At 60.9% G+C, this 17126-nt stretch carries 19 protein-coding genes and 2 tRNA genes; 9 read left to right on the top strand and 12 right to left on the bottom strand.

Annotated features, from left to right (window positions below):
- Nucleotides 1-21: 21 nt before the first annotated feature.
- On the bottom strand, nucleotides 22-972 hold the full coding sequence (locus K3174_RS00430; RefSeq protein ID WP_221554874.1) for an N-formylglutamate amidohydrolase: 951 nt from the start codon (nucleotides 970-972) through the stop codon (nucleotides 22-24).
- 143 nt (nucleotides 973-1115) lie between these two features.
- On the opposite strand from K3174_RS00430, the gene cpdR reads away from it, so the two are divergent.
- Complete coding sequence (cpdR, locus tag K3174_RS00425; RefSeq protein ID WP_221554873.1) at nucleotides 1116-1505, top strand: cell cycle two-component system response regulator CpdR; 390 nt, start codon at nucleotides 1116-1118, stop codon at nucleotides 1503-1505.
- Nucleotides 1506-1587: 82 nt separating this feature from the next.
- Nucleotides 1588-1662 (top strand) — tRNA-Val (locus K3174_RS00420).
- A gap of 268 nt (nucleotides 1663-1930) precedes the next feature.
- On the opposite strand, the gene K3174_RS00415 is transcribed toward K3174_RS00420, so the two are convergent.
- Together K3174_RS00415 and K3174_RS00410 are read right to left on the bottom strand one after the other, a co-directional pair.
- Nucleotides 1931-2007, bottom strand: a tRNA-Arg gene (locus tag K3174_RS00415).
- Between the two features lie 50 nt (nucleotides 2008-2057).
- A complete protein-coding gene (locus tag K3174_RS00410; protein WP_221554872.1) occupies nucleotides 2058-2474 on the bottom strand; it encodes a (deoxy)nucleoside triphosphate pyrophosphohydrolase in 417 nt (138 codons plus the stop codon).
- Between the two features lie 89 nt (nucleotides 2475-2563).
- Between K3174_RS00410 and K3174_RS00405 the strand changes: the two genes are divergently transcribed.
- Both K3174_RS00405 and K3174_RS00400 read left to right on the top strand, forming a co-directional pair.
- Nucleotides 2564-2743, top strand: a complete 180-nt coding sequence (locus K3174_RS00405; protein WP_221554871.1) for a Flp family type IVb pilin — start codon at nucleotides 2564-2566, stop codon at nucleotides 2741-2743.
- Between the two features lie 122 nt (nucleotides 2744-2865).
- Entirely contained in the window at nucleotides 2866-3036 is a 171-nt protein-coding gene (locus K3174_RS00400) for a Flp family type IVb pilin (protein WP_221554870.1), read from the top strand.
- An 80-nt stretch (nucleotides 3037-3116) separates the two neighbouring features.
- Here K3174_RS00400 and K3174_RS00395 read toward each other — a convergent pair whose 3' ends face one another.
- The 5 genes from K3174_RS00395 to K3174_RS16935 form a co-directional block, all read right to left on the bottom strand.
- Nucleotides 3117-4595 (bottom strand): M48 family metalloprotease, encoded by a 1479-nt coding sequence (locus tag K3174_RS00395; RefSeq protein WP_221554869.1) that lies wholly within the window; start codon nucleotides 4593-4595, stop codon nucleotides 3117-3119.
- A gap of 126 nt (nucleotides 4596-4721) precedes the next feature.
- The gene (locus K3174_RS00390) at nucleotides 4722-5666 is read right to left on the bottom strand and encodes an acetyl-CoA carboxylase carboxyltransferase subunit alpha (protein WP_221554868.1); all 945 of its coding nucleotides are present in this window, start codon (nucleotides 5664-5666) and stop codon (nucleotides 4722-4724) included.
- Nucleotides 5667-5675: 9 nt separating this feature from the next.
- A complete protein-coding gene (locus tag K3174_RS00385) occupies nucleotides 5676-6554 on the bottom strand; it encodes a tyrosine recombinase (protein WP_221554867.1) in 879 nt (292 codons plus the stop codon).
- A 1-nt stretch (nucleotide 6555) separates the two neighbouring features.
- Nucleotides 6556-8397 carry a hypothetical protein gene (locus tag K3174_RS00380; RefSeq protein WP_221554866.1) on the bottom strand — a complete coding sequence of 614 codons (1842 nt, stop codon included), beginning with the start codon at nucleotides 8395-8397 and terminating at the stop codon, nucleotides 6556-6558.
- Nucleotides 8394-8528 carry a hypothetical protein gene (locus K3174_RS16935; protein ID WP_282099649.1) on the bottom strand — a complete coding sequence of 45 codons (135 nt, stop codon included), beginning with the start codon at nucleotides 8526-8528 and terminating at the stop codon, nucleotides 8394-8396. The genes K3174_RS00380 and K3174_RS16935 overlap by 4 nt, the downstream gene beginning before the upstream one ends.
- A 75-nt stretch (nucleotides 8529-8603) precedes the next feature.
- Here K3174_RS16935 and K3174_RS00375 point away from each other — a divergent pair, with 75 nt between their 5' ends.
- From K3174_RS00375 to K3174_RS00355, 5 genes are all read left to right on the top strand, one after another.
- Nucleotides 8604-9170: a shikimate kinase gene (locus tag K3174_RS00375; protein ID WP_221554865.1), complete on the top strand. Its 567-nt coding sequence runs from the start codon at nucleotides 8604-8606 to the stop codon at nucleotides 9168-9170.
- On the top strand, nucleotides 9161-10270 hold the full coding sequence (gene aroB / locus K3174_RS00370; RefSeq protein WP_221554864.1) for a 3-dehydroquinate synthase: 1110 nt from the start codon (nucleotides 9161-9163) through the stop codon (nucleotides 10268-10270). Before K3174_RS00375 ends, aroB begins: the two co-directional genes overlap by 10 nt.
- 117 nt (nucleotides 10271-10387) lie before the next feature.
- Nucleotides 10388-11788: a peptide MFS transporter gene (locus K3174_RS00365; protein ID WP_221554863.1), complete on the top strand. Its 1401-nt coding sequence runs from the start codon at nucleotides 10388-10390 to the stop codon at nucleotides 11786-11788.
- Nucleotides 11785-12555: a cyclase family protein gene (locus K3174_RS00360; RefSeq protein ID WP_221554862.1), complete on the top strand. Its 771-nt coding sequence runs from the start codon at nucleotides 11785-11787 to the stop codon at nucleotides 12553-12555. Before K3174_RS00365 ends, K3174_RS00360 begins: the two co-directional genes overlap by 4 nt.
- Nucleotides 12552-13022, top strand: a complete 471-nt coding sequence (locus K3174_RS00355) for a GNAT family N-acetyltransferase (protein WP_247711788.1) — start codon at nucleotides 12552-12554, stop codon at nucleotides 13020-13022. Before K3174_RS00360 ends, K3174_RS00355 begins: the two co-directional genes overlap by 4 nt.
- On the opposite strand, the gene K3174_RS00350 is transcribed toward K3174_RS00355, so the two are convergent.
- From K3174_RS00350 to bioB, 4 genes are all read right to left on the bottom strand, one after another.
- Nucleotides 13019-13276 (bottom strand): hypothetical protein, encoded by a 258-nt coding sequence (locus K3174_RS00350; RefSeq protein ID WP_221554861.1) that lies wholly within the window; start codon nucleotides 13274-13276, stop codon nucleotides 13019-13021. The two genes, K3174_RS00355 and K3174_RS00350, sit on opposite strands and share 4 nt — an antisense overlap.
- Nucleotides 13277-13456: 180 nt before the next feature.
- The gene (locus tag K3174_RS00345) at nucleotides 13457-15523 is read right to left on the bottom strand and encodes an acetyl-CoA carboxylase biotin carboxylase subunit (protein WP_221554860.1); all 2067 of its coding nucleotides are present in this window, start codon (nucleotides 15521-15523) and stop codon (nucleotides 13457-13459) included.
- The gene (locus K3174_RS00340; protein ID WP_221554859.1) at nucleotides 15523-15993 is read right to left on the bottom strand and encodes a DUF6998 domain-containing protein; all 471 of its coding nucleotides are present in this window, start codon (nucleotides 15991-15993) and stop codon (nucleotides 15523-15525) included. Before K3174_RS00340 ends, K3174_RS00345 begins: the two co-directional genes overlap by 1 nt.
- On the bottom strand, nucleotides 15990-17000 hold the full coding sequence (bioB, locus tag K3174_RS00335; RefSeq protein ID WP_221554858.1) for a biotin synthase BioB: 1011 nt from the start codon (nucleotides 16998-17000) through the stop codon (nucleotides 15990-15992). Before bioB ends, K3174_RS00340 begins: the two co-directional genes overlap by 4 nt.
- Nucleotides 17001-17126: the final 126 nt, after the last annotated feature.

Here is a 17126-nt window from a genome sequence, read left to right as displayed (position 1 = left end):
GGTGGTTTTTTATGGGCGCATCTACTCCGCTGCGTGGGGCATTTGCACCGCGCGACCCATTGTTTCCACCTCCGCCGCTAGCGTGTGGACCAGCCCGGATAGCAGCTTTGCAATCGCCGCAGCGCGAATAGTGGGCTGATCGAGCCGCGCGTCGAGATAGGCGCTGCGGCAAACTTCGATCTGCAACGCATGGATTCCGCGCGCAGTCTGCCCGTAGCGATCCAGCACGTACCCCCCGGAATACGGACGATTATGTGCGACTCGCCGCCCGTGAGCGGCAAGATACCGGATAGCCAGATCGACCAAGCCCGGATCGCAGGATGCGCCGAACCGGTCGCCGATCACGAACTCTGCGGGGAGATCCTGCGGGTGAGTTCGTCTCAAAGGAGGCATGGAATGAAGATCGATCAGCAAAGCCACCCCCCAGCGATCGCGCAGGCGCTCAAGTTCTGATGCGAGAGCCGCATGATAGGGCACGTAGATGCCCTCAATCCACGCATCGAGTTCCGCTTTTTCCAACGGTCGGCGCCAGATTTCTCCCATGCCAGGGACACGCCTGGGCACCAGGCCCAATCCACTGCGCGATCGACGGTTGGCGAGCGAGTGACGTGCCTGACGCGGCTTCGCGCCGCGCACCATGCTCCAGTCGATGTCTTCGACGGAACGATTGAGATCGATCATTGCGCGCGGCGCATCGGCGAGCAGAAGACTGGCTCGGGTTGCCGTTGCTACCGGTCGTGCGATCTTGTCGACATGCCGGTCCTCGAGTCGAAGGCTGGCCTGCTCGGGATCGCGAAGCAATGCGCTTAGCGGCTCGGGGTAAGCCCGGCCGCAATGCGGCGATGCAATGAGGACCGGAAGACTGTCTTCGTCCGAGCGCCATAGATGATAAGCCGGCGCGTGGTGCCCTGGTATTTCACCGCCGGTCAGATGCTCTACACCTCTCGCTGGTTCTGCCTTCCACTCGCGCATGACGGGAACGTCTGCTGCTAGCGCGGATTAATCAAGTCCAGATTTTGCAGCGCAGGTCGAACCGGGCCAAAAAAACTGTCCCATATTAACATTGCTTGTTTCGGATACATGCTTTTTTAAAACGGGAACGCTACATTACGCAAATGAACCACACAGCGACTCAACGGATCCTATTGGCCGAGGATGACGACGCTATGCGCGTTTACCTTGAACGTGCGCTCGTCAGCGCCGGCTACCGGGTCGACGCGGTTGATCGTGGTACCGCTGCCGTACCGCTGTTGGAAGACGGCGATTATGATCTGCTATTGTCGGACATCGTTATGCCGGAAATGGACGGCATCGAGCTAGCCCAAAGGTGCAATGAGGTGAGTCCTCAGACAAAGGTGATGTTCATCACCGGATTTGCCGCCGTCACTCTAAAGGCCAGTCGCGAACAGCCGCATGCCAAGGTGCTGTCCAAGCCCTTCCATTTGCGCGACCTGGTGTTGGAAGTCGAACGAGTACTGGAAGACCGGATCACCGCTCGATTGTGATGGCGGAAGAATAGGGCCTTGCGCGGCTAGGCCAGCCCCGCTAAAGGGCCCGCCTGCACCCGTAAAGGGTGCTCGATGGTGCGGGCGTATAGCTCAGTGGTAGAGCACTATGTTGACATCGTAGGGGTCCCAAGTTCGAACCTTGGTACGCCCACCATCGGAGCCGCACAGGCATGAAAAAGCCCGCTATATGGCGGGCTTTTTCATGCCTTGTCGCCGTTCATTTGCCGCGACTTCAAATCTTCTTTCAGCCGAGCCCTTCAAAATGGCTTTGCTGCCACCAACTCGAATTGCGGGGTCAGAAGCCCGGTTCAGTTTATCCCGGCGCAGCGGCTTGCGCCAAGCCAGCCTGGCAAATCTCGACCGTCCACGCCGTGGCGAGCAATCGGGAGACCTTAAGAGTTCAACCGTCGATATAGGGAGAATGGCGCGCCCGAAAGGATTCGAACCTCTGACCCCCAGATTCGTAGTCTGGTGCTCTATCCAGCTGAGCTACGGGCGCGCTTGGAGGGCGCCACATAGGCAGGTGCCTGCGGCTTGGCAATCCCTAAATCACGGTTTTTCGAACAAGTGCTGCGCGAGTTCGATGTCTAGCGGGAGTTTGGCCAGCCCGGCAATCTCCTGCGGTGTAAACCACGCGACTTCGCCGCCTTCAAGCGCCTGGACTGCGGTGCCGTCCCAAGCCGCCTTGTAAAGCAGGATGACAATCCCGTTGCGCCCTGCGACTGGCACTTCCTCGGCAAAAGTCACGGGGGATATTGTCTCCCACCCGAGCGCTATTCCGAGTTCCTCGCGAATTTCACGCACCAACGCAACGCGCGGAGTTTCGCCATTCTCGACCTTGCCGCCGGGGAATTCCCAGAGTCCTCCGTGATGCTTGTCAGCCGGACGGCGGTGCATCAACCATTTCCCACCATGATCGTTCAGAGCAAGCGCGACTACGCAGGTCCATGTCGGATTTTTTGCCAAAACTCGTGCTGCCCTCAATCCTTTTTTAACGAGATCGACCGTAGGCCCAGCATATCAGTCTGCACAAGCGACAGATGGGGCATCGAGCAATGTTCAAATTCCTACACGATTTGGGACGCGACACTCGTGGGGCCACTGCAGTCGAATACGGACTGATCCTCGCTCTCGTCTTCCTCGCAATGCTTGGGGCGGCACAGAGTTTCGGGACCAAAGCCGCCGGCATGTGGACCCATATCGAAACTACCGTGTTAACTTCGATCGCAGTTTGATGAGAGCAAAAATGATGGCTGCAGAGTTAGGGTTTTCTCAACCTCTGCTGTGCAAGAGAGAAGCTGCTCGCACCGCGAATTGGGAACGAGCCGGGTACGAAGACTGAACCAGGAGACGACACATGAAGTTTTTCCGCAAGCTGCGCCGCAACGAAGAAGGCGCTACCGCTATTGAATATGGCCTTATCGCCGCTCTTATCGCCGTTGCCGCGATCACTGCCATGGGCAGCCTCGGCACCGCAGTGAGCACGACCTTCAACAAGGTTTCGACCTCGATGACCGGTACTGTCTAAGCTTAAGGCTTATTCGAACAGTAAGGGCGGCGGGTATGTTCCCGCTGCCCTTTTCTTTTTGTTTGGAAGGGATCTTTTGTTCAGCGCCCGCGGACCACGATCTTGACTTTCTGTCCGGCGCCCAACCCTTCGTTCGACGCAAGGCCATTCAGCACCCTGAAACGCTCCATCTGATTGTCGCTATAGGCCATCCGGCTCGCCAGCGAGCTGACAGTATCGCCACTGCGAACCGTAACAACATCGATGACCCTCGGAATGACGTTGGCAGCGGCCTGCGAATCGATGCGGCGCACCGAACCAAACATATCGTTGAAGACGGAGACCCCGCCTGCCTGAGTGATCGCCAGGAAATGATATGCGCGATTGTTCGCAAAATCATAGGCGAACACCGTGACATCGACTTGCCCATTGTTCGAATTCACCCGAGCGGTCCCGTAAGCCGCAGGCAGACCGTTCACGGTCGTCTTCTGGATCGACTGCGGGCGAATCTGCTGTTGCTGACTCAACCCTGAGAAGACGCTGGTAACGTAGCTGTCGAGATTGTTGCTGTAGGGTGCCGTGGCAAACTGCGCCTGCCCGCTCTGACCGTTGATCGTCACGGCGCGTGTACCGTTCACCATGTAGAAGCCCTGTGGCGCCGTGAAGGCCAACCGCAGTTCCGGATGAATGAACTGCCGCCCTTCGACCACGCCCTGCGCTGGATCGTCACCATAAGTAAGGCCGTCGATTCGCGTCAGAAATGTGTCGCGGTTGGTCACACCGCCTGTGGCACCCGAAGCCTGAGCCGTCGATAGCGCACTCTGAACGCGACTTGCCGGATCGGGGTGGGTCGATGCCCATTCGGGAATATTGGCATTGCCCCGCCCCTGTACCCGTGCGTCCAGCGCGTTCTGAAGTGCGAGGCTTTGCAGAACGCTCGCCATGGCGCGCGGATCATAGCCAGCCTGATTGAGATAGCGGATGCCCAGCTCGTCGGCTTCCAGCTCCTGAGTACGTGAAAATTTCAGTGTTAGGAGTTGCGAGCCCTGCATCGCCGCCTGACCGATCTGCTCCCCAAGGCCGCTATTCCCCAACAGAATGCCGGAAAGGATCGCACCTGCCGCGCCGAGCAAGGTATTGCGCTGGGCCGCGGCTTGGCGACGTTGCGAATGCCGCGCGGCAACGTGCCCTACCTCATGGCCCAGAACGCCGGCGAGTTCGGCCTCGTTGTTCATCAGCGCAACGAGCTGGCGGGTCGTATAGATATAGCCGCCGGGAATCGCGAAAGCGTTGTTCACCGGACTGTTGAGCAGCGACACCGTGAATGAGTCGCGGGCATTGCCCAAGCCGGACTGCACGGCAATGTTCTTGCCCACTTGTTCCACATACAGCGCCTGGCTTCCGCTCATCGCCCCCCCGAACTCGGCCAGCAATTGGGGATGCGCCTCGGCCCCCATTTGGGCTTCGCTTTGCGTTATGGGTGCAGACGCGCTCGGAATTTCTCCGCCGGCCATACAGCCCGACAAAGCGAGCGAAAGCGCAATGACTGACGATACAGCGGTAAGCTTGGTGCGCGACATGAAAGACTCTCCCCAATCAATAAACACAGGCGGGCCAGCATCGTCCGACCCGCTGACTGTGTTCATTTATGCAAAGGGAGAACCTGAGCGGGCGAGACTTTGTTCCCGCCGCCGGAAGGGTTCGTATCAGCTTGCCAGCGACAAAAAACGCTCTTCGCGCAAACGCTTTAGCTCATGCGGGGCATAGCGAGCGAGCCTGTCCAGTTCTTCCGCAATAGCCGTCCCGAGCGCGGTTGCAGCCAGCACAGGATCGCGATGCGCCCCGCCCACCGGTTCCGCTATGATACGATCGATAACGCCAAGGCTTGCGAGATCCTGCGCCGTCACTTTCATGGCTTCGGCAGCATCGGGCGCCTTTTCGGCCGTGCGCCAGAGGATTGAGGCACAGCCTTCGGGCGAGATCACGGAATAGACCGCGTGCTCCATCATGAGGACGCGTTCGGCACTGGCCAATGCGACAGCGCCGCCGGAACCACCCTCGCCAACGATGGCCGCAACCATCGGAACCGGCAATGCCAGGCAAGCTTCGGTCGACCGGGCGATAGCTTCCGCCTGCCCGCGTTCTTCCGCTTCGACACCGGGAAAAGCGCCAGACGTGTCGACCAGAGTGACCACCGGCAGGCCGAACCGTCCGGCAAGCTCCATCAGACGGATCGCCTTGCGATACCCTTCCGGCTTGCCCATGCCGAAATTGTGGCGGATGCGGCTTGCGGTGTCGTTGCCTTTTTCATGGCCGATCAGGACGATCTTGCGACCATCCAGCTTGGCAAAACCGCCGAGAATGGCTTCATCGTCGCCATAGCAACGATCACCGCCGAGCGGGACGAATTCCTCGAACGCATGTTCGACATAGTCGCGGAAATGCGGGCGCGAGGGATGCCGGGCAACCTGCGTCTTCTGCCAGGGCGTGAGCGTTCCGTAAGTGCTGGCCAGCAAATCGGCGCTCTTGGTCTCGAGCCGCTTGAGTTCGCTGGAAATATCGACGTCATCGCCTTCCGCAGCGCCGCGCAGTTCCGCGATACGCTGTTCCAGTTCGGCGACGGGCTTCTCGAATTCGAGGTAGGAAATCATGGCGATGCGCTAGTCCGAAGCGCGCCTGCGTGCAAGCGGGTGCCTCTCGTTGACCAGTCTCACGAGCCGCGTCGAGTCGACATGCGTATAGATCTGGGTGGTCGAAATATCCGCATGGCCAAGCAGTGTCTGCAACGCACGAAGATCCGCCCCGCCCTCCAGCAGATGGGTCGCAAAGGCGTGCCGTAGCACGTGCGGACTGATCTTTTCTGGGGGCAGGTCCGCGCGTACCGCCAGTTCCTTCAGCATCTGAAACAGCCGCACGCGAGACAGGTGACCGGTACGCGATGGAAATAGCCAAGGTGAATCGGCATCGCGAACCGCAAGCCACCGTTTCAATGCCTTGCCGGCTCTCCGACTGACCGGCACCATCCGCGCCTGCCCGCCCTTTCCGATTACCGTCAGAAATGGAGCATCCCGCGGAACGGCGGACAAGGGTAGCGACACGAGTTCGGTGGCTCGCAATCCCGATCCGTAAAGCAATTCGATCATGGTCAGCAGGCGAACCGCGCCGGGCGTACCGTTGCTCGCTTCGTCCTCCGCAGTGGCGAACAGCGCTTCGACCTGAGCGTGCGAAAGAATTTTCGGCAATGGCCGCCGCGTCGCCGGGCGTGGCAGAGCATGGCTCGGATCGTCCTGGCGTAGGCCTTCGTCTACGAGAAAACCGAAAAACTGCCGGAGGGCCGAAATCTTTCGCGCCAGCGTCGACGGCGCAAGCGCCGACCAGCCTTTGCCCAGCGCGGCCAGTTCAGCCGGGCTTGCCCCATCGAGTTTCCTCCCGATCAGCTCTTCTGCCTGATCGAGATCGCGGCCATAGGCCATAATGGTGTTCCGTGCGGCTCCGCGCTCGGCGGCAAGCATGGCAAGGAAATCTGCGATCGCGCTCACATCAGGCGCGCGCGACTGCCTCTACCGCGATCATTCGGGCCTCCGCCTCGAAACCTACGCGGCGGAGGGCCGATACTATGTGATAGAGATGCCGGGACGTCATCCGATCCCAGTCCGCACCCTGCATTCCCAGGCCGGCGAGCATGGCAACGAGTGCGCGGTTTTCGACCTGTGCAGCCCGGTCTATCATCCGCGTCCAATGCGTCTGGGCCGACAGATTCATTCCAAGGCGTCCGCTATATTCCGCGATCTCCCCATCTCCGACCCTGCCCAATCCGGCAAGTCCCGCAACGAGCATGCGCGACTTTCGCTGGCCCGACGAACCATCATCGTCGGCAAAGCGATCCAGTTCGCCGCCGGTGACCGCATCGGAAGGGTTCGGGGCAGCAAGTGCAAGCAAAGCCCAGGCTTCACTGCCAGCATCGACCGCACCTGCCCAACGCATCGCGTCTCCGTCGAGACCGGCAGCCAGCATCGAAGCAATGAGCATTGCTGCATCCTCTTCGAAATCTGCGCTCGCCGGAATGCGCGCGGCGGCATAGGCGGTGAGAACCATGCGTCCATAGGAATAGTCGCCGCCACCTGCCCAGATTTCGCGAATTGCGGCCAGGCGTTGCGAGGGATTCGATCCGACATAGGCTTCGCGCAGGCGCGACGCAGTAAGCGCCGCGTCGCCTTCCGCACCGTCCTCGGCGAAAAGCTGGCTGTAAAGGTCCACCATGGCTGCAGAAGACAATATCCCGCTCGCGCCAGCAACATCCGCTCCCGTGCTGCGTTGCGAGGGAGACAGCGCGGGTGTCACGGCGGCGATGCGCAAAAGGTCGGGTTCGGCATCGTTGAGCAGATTCTGGGGAATCGGCTCGCCGAGAGTGTTCGCCATGGCAAAGCGCCATAGAGTGAGCGAATTAGTGCCGTCCCATTCGATCGTGACGGCGCGTCGGCCGCGTCCCGCGGCCCCGGCGAACCGCTGTGCGAACAATACATCGATGCGGTTTTCCTGGGCACGATTGAGGAGGCGTCGCAGATCGTTCTGCGCCCTCGTCGCTTCGCCGGCATAAGCGTTGCAAATACCGGCAAGCATCTGCCATTCCGTATCGTCACGTGGCGTGTCGACCAAGCGTACTGCTGGACACGCACCGACGATATCGGCGCTCCCCAGGTAAGCCTGAACAGCCGCATTCGTCAGAGCAGGCGAGTAATTTGCCGTGTCGATGTCCTGCACCAGCGCGCGGGCGACGACGTGCTCGCCCATCGCATTGAGCACTTGCGCGCGCAAGGTGGCGAACTCGACCGGGTTCATGCCTGCTGGCGTAGCAAGTCGACTGGCGAGAGCACGGCGTAAAAGGATATGCCCCCAGCGCGAAACCATCGGTTGGGTGGTTCCGGCAAGCACCGCGCGGACGAGAGCCGCAGGCTGTTTCTCCAGTGAGGCCGAAGGCAATCCGCCTTCATCCACTCCCAAAACCCCGACGCGCTGCATCGAGCGTCGAGCGGCAGGCGGGATGTCGGCCGTGGGCTTGAGGCCAAGGAACTCGTCCAGCTCGTCGGTGGACATGGCATCCAGCTCTTCGAGCGTCGGCAGGTTCGATAGGTCGAGGTCCGCATTCGGCAGTGCGATTTCGCTCGGCAGTGGCTGCACGATCTCGCCCGATTGAGTTTCGGTTGGCTGCGCGCCGTCGGTCTGTGTCGGAGCGGGCGCTCGGGTTGCCTGCGGAGAAGGAGTGGGCGTCGGCGCAGGATCGTCGAAACCCGGCGGCAACAGATCGATCGGCGATTCCTGCGCCCACACCACCGCAGAACTCAGCGCCAGCGCTGCGCCACCCGCAAGCCATACAGATTTCATCGCGCAGCCTCCGGCAGCTCGATCGCCTGTTCGGTGGGGCGCAGGGGCTGTTCGCCGCCATCAACAAGTGCCGCAATCAACAGCACCACGAACAGCACGATCAGTATGCCGCCAACTTTCCTGCCGCTCATCGCCAAGTTTTTCGCGTCCCGCTCCAAGTGCTGATACCTTGCCCGCGCCCTAGCCCAGTTCTAGGCACGGCGGCAATGACCCATGCGACGATCCTCACTCCCGCGCAGATCGACGGCATCGCCCGGCGGATAGATCGGCCGGTGGTGCTGGTGGGTCTGATGGGCGTAGGCAAATCGACCGTCGGGCGGCGGCTGGCCAACATGCTTCAAACCGATTTCGTGGACGTCGACGACGAGATCGAACGCGCCGCCGACCGGACCATCAGCGAGATATTCGAGACACATGGCGAAGCATATTTTCGTGATGGCGAACGCCGAGTCATCGCCCGCCTGATGGATGAAGCGCATGGAATCATCGCAACTGGTGGCGGAGCTTTCGTCGATTCCGAAACTCGTGCGCTGATCCTTGGGCAGGCCATCGCCATCTGGCTCGATTGCGATATCGACACGCTGGTGGAGCGTACTTCGCGGCGCGACAACCGGCCGCTTTTGCGCACAGGTGATCCGCGGGAGATACTCAGCGGACTCAAGGACAGGCGCCGCGCCGCTTATGCCGGCGCACAGATCCATGTAATTACCGATAACGCGCCGCACACCGAAACTGCGCAACGCATATTGGAGGCAATCGACGCATGGCTCTAATTCCGGTGCAACTGGCCGGACGCAGTTACGAGGTGCGCGTGGGCACCGGCCTGCTCTACGATCTCGCAGTCGAAGCCAAACCGTTCCTGCGCAAACGCTACGCCTGCATCGTGGCCGATGCCAACGCTCGTAGAAGCTGGGGAGAAACGGTCGGTCGTTCGCTCGAGGCCGCGGGCATCGCGCCCCGATGGTACGATGTGGCGCCGGGTGAGGCGTCGAAAAGCTGGGAGTCTCTTGCCGGGCTGACCGATTGGCTGCTGAAACAGAATGTCGAGCGGGGGGATCACGTTTTTGCGCTCGGCGGCGGGGTGGTCGGGGACCTTACCGGCTTCGCCTGCGCGATCCTCAAGCGTGGTTGCGGCTTCGTACAATTGCCCACGACGCTGCTGGCACAGGTCGACAGCTCGGTGGGCGGCAAAACGGCGATCAACACTTCGGCGGGCAAGAATCTGGTCGGGGCATTCCACCAGCCCTCGCTGGTACTGGCCGATCTCGACACGCTCTCTACCCTTCCCTCGCGCGAAGTTCGCGCCGGCTATGCCGAAGTGCTGAAATATGGCGTGCTGGGCGATAACGATTTCTTCGAATGGCTGGAGGATCGTGCCTATTCGGTACTCGCGCTGCAGCGCCAGTCGCTCGAAGAGGCGGTAGCGCGAAGCGTCAGGGCAAAGGCGCGCATCGTGGCGGAGGACGAGCGCGAGACGAGCGGCGCGAGGGCATTGCTCAATCTGGGACATACGTTCGGCCATGCTCTGGAGGCGGAAACCGGCTTTTCAGACAAGCTGCTCCACGGTGAGGCAGTCGCGCTGGGAATGGTGCTCGCCGCACGCTATTCCGCACGCCAGGGGTTGATGGGCGGCGAAGATGCGGAACGGGTGACACGCGCGGTCGATGCTGCCGGACTGCCCGCGGAAATTTCCGCCCTCGACCTTTGCTGCACCGGTGCCGCGTTGACGGCGCATATGCTGCACGACAAGAAGATGGACGCAGGCTCTCTGCCCTTTGTCCTGCTTCGTGGAATCGGGGCCGCCTATCTCGACGGCGAGGTGAATCTGGCCGACGTTGCGGCTTTTCTCGACGAGCAATTGCAAGCGCACTGATTTTGGTTCCAGCTACGACAATAGTCGGCAGCATTTTTCCACGAACGACATTCAAAGTTTCGCGACAGTGGTGCGACGCATAGCTATCCCTCCTCATCGATAGGAGAACGACCGCCCATGACAGCTGCCGCAGCACCCTCGGAAATTCAGCTCTACGATCCCGACGACCGCAGTTTCCTCGGACATCCCAGGGGGCTCGGCTACCTCGCGTTTACGGAAGCCTGGGAGCGGTTCTCGTTCTACGGCATGCAGGTGCTGCTGGTCCTTTATATGACCAAGTCGCTGCTATTGCCTGGGCAGGTCGAACAGGTGGCCGGGATCGAGCAGCTCAGAGCCCTGTACGGAGGCATCGATGGTCAGCCCTTCGCCAGCGCAATCTTCGGGACTTACGCGGCGAGCGTCTATCTAACCCCGATCTTGGGGGGCTGGATCGCCGATCGCCTGCTGGGCAAGCGACGTACCGTGTTGCTCGGCGCTATCACGATGGCGATGGGCCATTTTTTGATGGCTTTCAACGTGACCTTTCTGTTCGCACTCCTATGCCTCATTCTCGGATCGGGCATGTTCAAGGGCAACATCGCCAGCCAGGTCGGAAGCCTTTACCGAGCGGAGGATTTGCGACGCGCCGACGCGTTCCAGCTCTTCTACCTCGCCATCAACGCCGGGGTAATCGCCAGCCCGCTGATCGTGGGAACGCTGGGCGAGACCATGGGCTGGCACTGGGGTTTCGGCGCTGCTGGCGTCGGCATGCTGATCGGCCTCGCAATCTATGTCGCGGGTCAAAGATACCTGCCCTCCGAACATTTCGATGTGGCCGATAAGAAGTCCGAGGCGAAACTGCCGATGTCGCGCAACGACTGGTTGGCGACCATCGCTCTCCTCCTGCTGATCCCGGTTCTCGCGATAGCGATCGTTCCGAACAACCAGATATTCAACGCCTACCTGGTCTGGGGCGATCAGAGCTTCGCGCTCTACTGGGACGATGAAAAGCTGCCTACGACATGGCTCGTCACGCTCGATGCCGTCGTCTCGGTCAGCTTTCTCGCGATAGTCGCCGGTTTCTACCGCTGGTGGAAAACGAAATGGACCGAACCCGACGAACTGACCAAGATCATCATCGGTTCGCTGTTCTCGATCGGCGGCATGGCCTGCCTTTATCTCGCCGCGGCCACAACACCTCCGGGCGAAAAGATCGGCCTGTTCTGGCCCGTCATGTTCCACATCGTCAACGCGATCGGCTTTGCGCACATGCTGCCTGTCAGCCTGGCACTGTTCGCGCGCCTCGCACCGAAACAGATCAATGCGACGGTGATCGGACTCTATTATCTCGCCTTCTTCGCTGGAAACTCGATGGTCGGCTATGTCGGTGGGTGGTTCGAAACCATGCCGGTCACGCAGTTCTGGCTGATGCATATGGGGTTTGCCGCGGCGGCGGGCGTCGCCTTCATGCTGTTCAAACTTCTCCTCGCGCCGCGGCTGATGCATAATGCCGATCCGGACGACGTAGCCCTGCAATGACCCGTTTCATCGACCTTTCCATCCCGATCACCAACGATGTGATCTCGGACCCGGAGGTGATGCGGCCAAAGGTCACCTACATGACCCACCAAAGCACCTGGCAACAGATCGCCATGTTCTTTCCCGGTCTGGAGAAAAGCGACCTGCCCGATGGCGAAGGCTGGGCGGTCGAGATGCTCGAACTCTCCACCCACAACGGCACCCATATGGATGCGCCCTGGCACTATCATTCGACCACCGACAAAGGTACCAGCCCTGCCCCGAGCATCGACGAAGCCCCGCTCGATCGCTTCTTCCGCCCGGGTGTCAAACTGGATTTCAGCCATCTGCCGCATGGCCATGTCGTCGGCGCCGCGGAGGTCGAGGAGGCGTTCGAAAAGATAGGCTACGATCTCCAACTGCTCGACATAGTGCTCGTGCAATCGGGCGCGGTCTACGGGACCGAGAATTTCACCGATCAGGGGGTCGGCCTTGGCGCCGAGGCTACCCTGTGGCTGACCGAGCGCGGCGTGGAGGTGGTCGGCACCGATGCGTGGAGTTGGGATGCACCGTTCAGTCATACGGCAAAGCGCTGGGCGGAAACGCGGGATCCGAGCATCATCTGGGAAGGCCACAAGGCCGGCCGTATCCGCCCCTATTACCAGATCGAAAAGCTCACCAATCTGGAAAACCTGCCCAGCCACGGCTTCACCTTCAGCTGCTTTCCGGTGAAGATCGAACGGGCCAGCGCCGGCTGGATTCGCGCCGTCGCCATGATAGAGCAATGACGATGCGGATTGCGCGTGCGGATCTTGCCGACCCCGCAGTTCGCGCCATGATCGAATATCATCAACGCGACATGCTGGCGGTTTCGCCGCCCGGCACCAGCTTCGCACTCGATGTTTCAGGCCTGTCCGGCTCCGATGTCACGCTGATCGCCGCATGGGCGGAAGATCAGGTCGTCGGGATCGGCGCGATGAAACGTCTGTCGCCCTTATCGGCAGAGCTGAAATCCATGCGCACCCATCCGGATCATCTCGGAAAGGGAGTTGCCAGCGCGATTCTCGAAGAATTGATCGCAGAAGCGCGCCGTGGAGGCATCGCGCGCCTGAGCCTGGAGACCGGAACAAGTGCAGAATTCGTCCCTGCCATCAGGCTATATCTGAAGCGCGGTTTTGCCGTTGGCGAGCCATTCTCCGACTACGTGAACGGCCCGCATAACCAGTGCTATCATCTGGAGCTTGCCGCAGCTTAGCGCACGTGTGCGTCGAGACGCGTCACCTTGCCCGCTCCGTGCGGCTGGAAATCCGCCACCATCATGTCGTGTTCGGCCAGCAACCGCTCGATCTCGCCGCGCCGTTGCAGGATCATGTGAGCGATACCCGGCGCGAGGCTTTCGCCATCGCCGATCTTCCCCAATATTCCCGCTAGATCGCTGATCGTCGCTTCTTCGGGCGTCTTGAAATACTGCCCTCTGCTGTCGAAAAACCCTGTGCCCCGCTGTGCCATACCATGCTCCTGTATCTGAACGTCAGAAGCGACTCGAAGGCCTGTAGTATCCTCGACAAAATCGGTTCGCAAAAGCCCGTTAAGGGTAAAAGTCGAGGATAGTCCCAAAATCGGAAGAAAGCTGTGCCGCAGGAAATCATTCCGCGCGCCAGCATTTCTCAAAATTGCGGATCGTCATTGCTATTCGAGCTCGAGAATCACCTCGTCGACCGCCAGGCTATCGCCCTCGGATGCATTGATCTTGCCCACAACAGCCTGCTTTTCCGCGCGCAGGATGTTTTCCATCTTCATCGCCTCCACCGTCGCCAGCGGCTGGCCGGGCTGCACCTCTTCGCCCTCGCCCACATGCAGCTTCACCAGCAGGCCCGGCATCGGGCAGATGAGCATCTTCGAAAGGTCTGGCGGTTCCTTCTCGATCATATGCGATGCGAGATGGGCGATCCGGGTCTGGAGAATGCGCAGGTGATGCGTCGCGCCGCGCGTGGTCACCGCGTAGCCCGTGCGCGTTGGCGCAAGCTGGAAGGTGTATGCCTCGACCGGCTCGGCATCCTCGTCGGCATCATTGTCGTAAAGCGCGACATCCACCATCGGCTCGCCGGGCGTGTACTGCATTTCGATGGTGACCTGTTCGCCATCGACAGTGAGCGCGTTTTCTTCCAGCCGCACTTCATGCGAGGTCGATCCCTCCGCGCGTTCGCCGATACGGATGGTCCAGTCGCCCGGCGCATAGAGATCGTCCGACAACTGACCCTCGATCCGCCGCGCGCGATCGGCATCGGCGGTGGCGATCACGCCGCCGACCGCTGCGAGAACGCTGATCAGTTGCGGCGATGCTGGGGCGCCTTCGAATCCATCGGGATATTCCTCGGCGATGAAGCCGGTGGTCAGTTCGCTCGAACGGAAGCGCGGATGCTGCATGATTGCGCTAAGGAAATCGACATTGTGCCCCAGCCCTTCGATGCGGAATGCGTCGAGTGCGGCAATCTGCAAATCTGCAGCCTCGTCGCGAGTTTCGCCCCAGGTCACCAGCTTGGCGATCATCGGGTCGTAGAACATCGACACCTCGCCGCCTTCGAATACGCCGTCGTCGACGCGGATGCCGTCGATTCCGCGGCGGCCGTTTTCGGAGCCGTCATCGGCCCATGGTTCGACCGGTGGCTGATAGCGTACCAGGCGGCCCGTGGAAGGCAGGAAGCCGCGATAGGGATCTTCGGCATAGACGCGGTTTTCGATCGCCCAGCCGTCGATCTTCACGTCGTCCTGCGTGATCTCGAGCTTTTCGCCTGCGGCGACGCGGATCATCTGCTCGACCAGATCGACTCCGGTTATCGCCTCCGTGACAGGGTGCTCCACCTGCAGGCGGGTGTTCATTTCGAGGAAGTAGAAGCTCTCGCCGGTCTTGTCCGCGCCGGAAACGATCAGCTCGACCGTGCCCGCGCTGTAATAGCCGACCGCCTTCGACAGCGCGACGCATTGTTCGCCCATCGCCTTGCGCATCTGCGGGGTCACGAAGGGAGACGGGGCCTCTTCGACCACCTTCTGGTGGCGGCGCTGGATCGAGCATTCGCGCTCGTTGAGATAGACCACATTGCCGTGCTGGTCGCCGAGGATCTGGATCTCGATATGGCGCGGATCCTCGATGAATTTCTCGATGAAGACGCGGTCGTCGCCGAAGCTGTTCAGTCCTTCGCGCTTCACGCTTTCGAAGCCTTCGCGCACGTCCTTTTCGGAATAGGCAAGGCGCATGCCCTTGCCGCCGCCACCGGCGCTCGCCTTCATCATTACCGGGTAGGTGATGTCGTTGGAAATCTCGACCGCATGGTCGGTATCGCGGATCTCGCCGACGAAGCCTGGGACGACATTCACCCCCGCCTCGCGCGCGATCTTCTTGCTCTCGATCTTGTCGCCCATCGCGGCGATCGCCTTGGCGGGCGGGCCGATGAAGGCGATATTCTCCTTCGCCAGCGCCTCGACGAAGCTCGCGCGTTCGGACAGGAAGCCATAGCCCGGGTGGACCGCCTCGGCGCCGGTCTGCTTGCACGCCGCGATGATCTTGTCTGCGATCAGATAGCTTTCCGCTGCCGGTGCCGGGCCGATATGCACCGCCTCGTCCGCCATTCGCACGAAGGGCGCGCGCGCATCGGCGTCCGAATAGACGGCGACGGTCGCGATGCCCATTCGGCGCGCCGTCTTGATGACGCGGCAGGCGATTTCACCACGGTTGGCGATCAGGATTTTTTTGAACATCAGGTTGCTTTCGCTATAATTTGCAGTCGATCGCTTTCGGAAACTAACTTGTTGAGCCGACGAAAGGCCGGGGCGCTCACGCTACGCTGACCCACCCAAGTTTCTGGTAGAACCTCACGAACCGGTTCTTCAGGCCCGTTGTAAATGACCTCGCCATAGCAGCCGTCGTAATCGAAATGGAAAACCAGGAGATGGTCCGCCTTCGTCTCGACAGGCCGAAAGGCAGCTCCGCGCTTGGTTCCGCTAGCTTTGACCTGAACAGACCGACCATCAGGCGCATAGCCGTCGACACCCTCGTTACTGCGTCCGGTGAGAGTTAACCCGAACAATTCGGCGGCAACAGCTTCGCCAAGATCGCCGACGAGATTTCCATCGAGGGTAAAGTGGAGGTCAACCGCGCTGTAGTGCGCCTTGAGCTCATTGCGGGCGGCAATCAGGTTTTGGATGGATGGGGGAAGATCGAATTTCACTCCGCCGGCTCCGCGAACTTGCAGGCCCGCATCGGTTCTTCCTGCTGCAACGCCTTTAGCCCCAGCTTCGCGAAAAGTGCCGCGTCGCTATCGTCGCCCGCATTGGGCGCGGTGAGGAGCTTGTCGCCGGTGAAGATCGAATTCGCGCCCGCCAAGAAGCACAACGCCTGCGTGGCTTCGGACATCGACTCGCGGCCTGCGGACAGGCGCACCATGCTCATCGGCATGGTGATCCGTGCCACCGCCACCGTGCGGACGAATTCGATATCGTCGATCTTGGCGAGCGGGGTATCGGCCAGCATGTCGCCCAGCACCGTGCCCTTGACCGGCACCAGCGCGTTGACCGGAACGCTTTCGGGATGCCGCTCCAGCGTGGCGAGCGTGTGGACGAAGCCCACCCGGTCCGCGCGCGTTTCGCCCATGCCCACGATCCCGCCGCTGCACACGTTGATCCCCGCATCGCGCACATTCTGCAGCGTATCGAGCCGGTCCTGGTAATTGCGGGTCGAGATCACGCGCTCGTAATATTCCGGGCCGGTGTCGACATTGTGATTGTAGTAATCGAGCCCCGCTTCCTTGAGCATGTCCGCCTGTTTCGGCGTCAGCATGCCCAGCGTCATGCAGGTCTCCAGCCCCATTTCGCGAACGCCCTTCACGATCTCGACGATCGCGGGCATGTCGCGGTCCTTGGGGTTGCGCCAGGCCGCGCCCATGCAGAAGCGCTGGCTGCCCGCATCCTTGGCCTGCGCCGCGCGCTGGAGGACCGATTGCACCTCCATCAGCTTGGTCGCCTCGACGCCGGAATCGGCCTTCACCGACTGCGAGCAATAGCCGCAATCCTCCGGACACCCGCCGGTCTTGATGCTCAGCAATGTGCAGAGCTGCACCTGCTCGGGCGGATGATACTGGCGGTGCACAGTGGCCGCGCGGAAGAGCAGTTCGGTGAAGGGAAGGTCGAAGAGGTCCGCGATTTCGTCGCGGGTCCAGTTGGTGCGGATCTGGGTCAATTTGTGTCTCTTAAAAGAAGTCGATAGAGCAACCAGAGCATCCCAGCGGAGGCAGCAAGTACGGCGGGAACGACGAGGTCTTGCAACCCCAACTGCCGATATTCCTGCGTGCTCAGGTCGTAATAG

It is taken from the genome of Qipengyuania qiaonensis (assembly GCF_019711515.1).
GTDB classification, from domain to species: domain Bacteria; phylum Pseudomonadota; class Alphaproteobacteria; order Sphingomonadales; family Sphingomonadaceae; genus Qipengyuania; species Qipengyuania qiaonensis.
The sequence above is the reverse complement of the archived record's forward strand: the minus strand, read 5'-3'. Positions and strand labels throughout refer to the sequence as shown.

Coding starts and splice junctions, on each gene's coding strand:
- K3174_RS00395 (WP_221554869.1), bottom strand. CDS start 4,595: ATGTCGCGCACCAAGCTTACCGCTGTATCGTCAGTCATTGCGCTTTCG.
- K3174_RS00345 (WP_221554860.1), bottom strand. CDS start 15,523: ATGTTCAAAAAAATCCTGATCGCCAACCGTGGTGAAATCGCCTGCCGC.
- K3174_RS00390 (WP_221554868.1), bottom strand. CDS start 5,666: ATGATTTCCTACCTCGAATTCGAGAAGCCCGTCGCCGAACTGGAACAG.
- K3174_RS00405 (WP_221554871.1), top strand. CDS start 2,564: ATGTTCAAATTCCTACACGATTTGGGACGCGACACTCGTGGGGCCACT.
- cpdR (WP_221554873.1), top strand. CDS start 1,116: ATGAACCACACAGCGACTCAACGGATCCTATTGGCCGAGGATGACGAC.
- K3174_RS16935 (WP_282099649.1), bottom strand. CDS start 8,528: ATGAGCGGCAGGAAAGTTGGCGGCATACTGATCGTGCTGTTCGTGGTG.
- aroB (WP_221554864.1), top strand. CDS start 9,161: ATGGCTCTAATTCCGGTGCAACTGGCCGGACGCAGTTACGAGGTGCGC.
- K3174_RS00365 (WP_221554863.1), top strand. CDS start 10,388: ATGACAGCTGCCGCAGCACCCTCGGAAATTCAGCTCTACGATCCCGAC.
- K3174_RS00360 (WP_221554862.1), top strand. CDS start 11,785: ATGACCCGTTTCATCGACCTTTCCATCCCGATCACCAACGATGTGATC.
- K3174_RS00350 (WP_221554861.1), bottom strand. CDS start 13,276: ATGGCACAGCGGGGCACAGGGTTTTTCGACAGCAGAGGGCAGTATTTC.
- K3174_RS00375 (WP_221554865.1), top strand. CDS start 8,604: ATGACCCATGCGACGATCCTCACTCCCGCGCAGATCGACGGCATCGCC.
- K3174_RS00380 (WP_221554866.1), bottom strand. CDS start 8,397: ATGAAATCTGTATGGCTTGCGGGTGGCGCAGCGCTGGCGCTGAGTTCT.
- K3174_RS00430 (WP_221554874.1), bottom strand. CDS start 972: ATGCGCGAGTGGAAGGCAGAACCAGCGAGAGGTGTAGAGCATCTGACC.
- K3174_RS00355 (WP_247711788.1), top strand. CDS start 12,552: ATGACGATGCGGATTGCGCGTGCGGATCTTGCCGACCCCGCAGTTCGC.
- K3174_RS00400 (WP_221554870.1), top strand. CDS start 2,866: ATGAAGTTTTTCCGCAAGCTGCGCCGCAACGAAGAAGGCGCTACCGCT.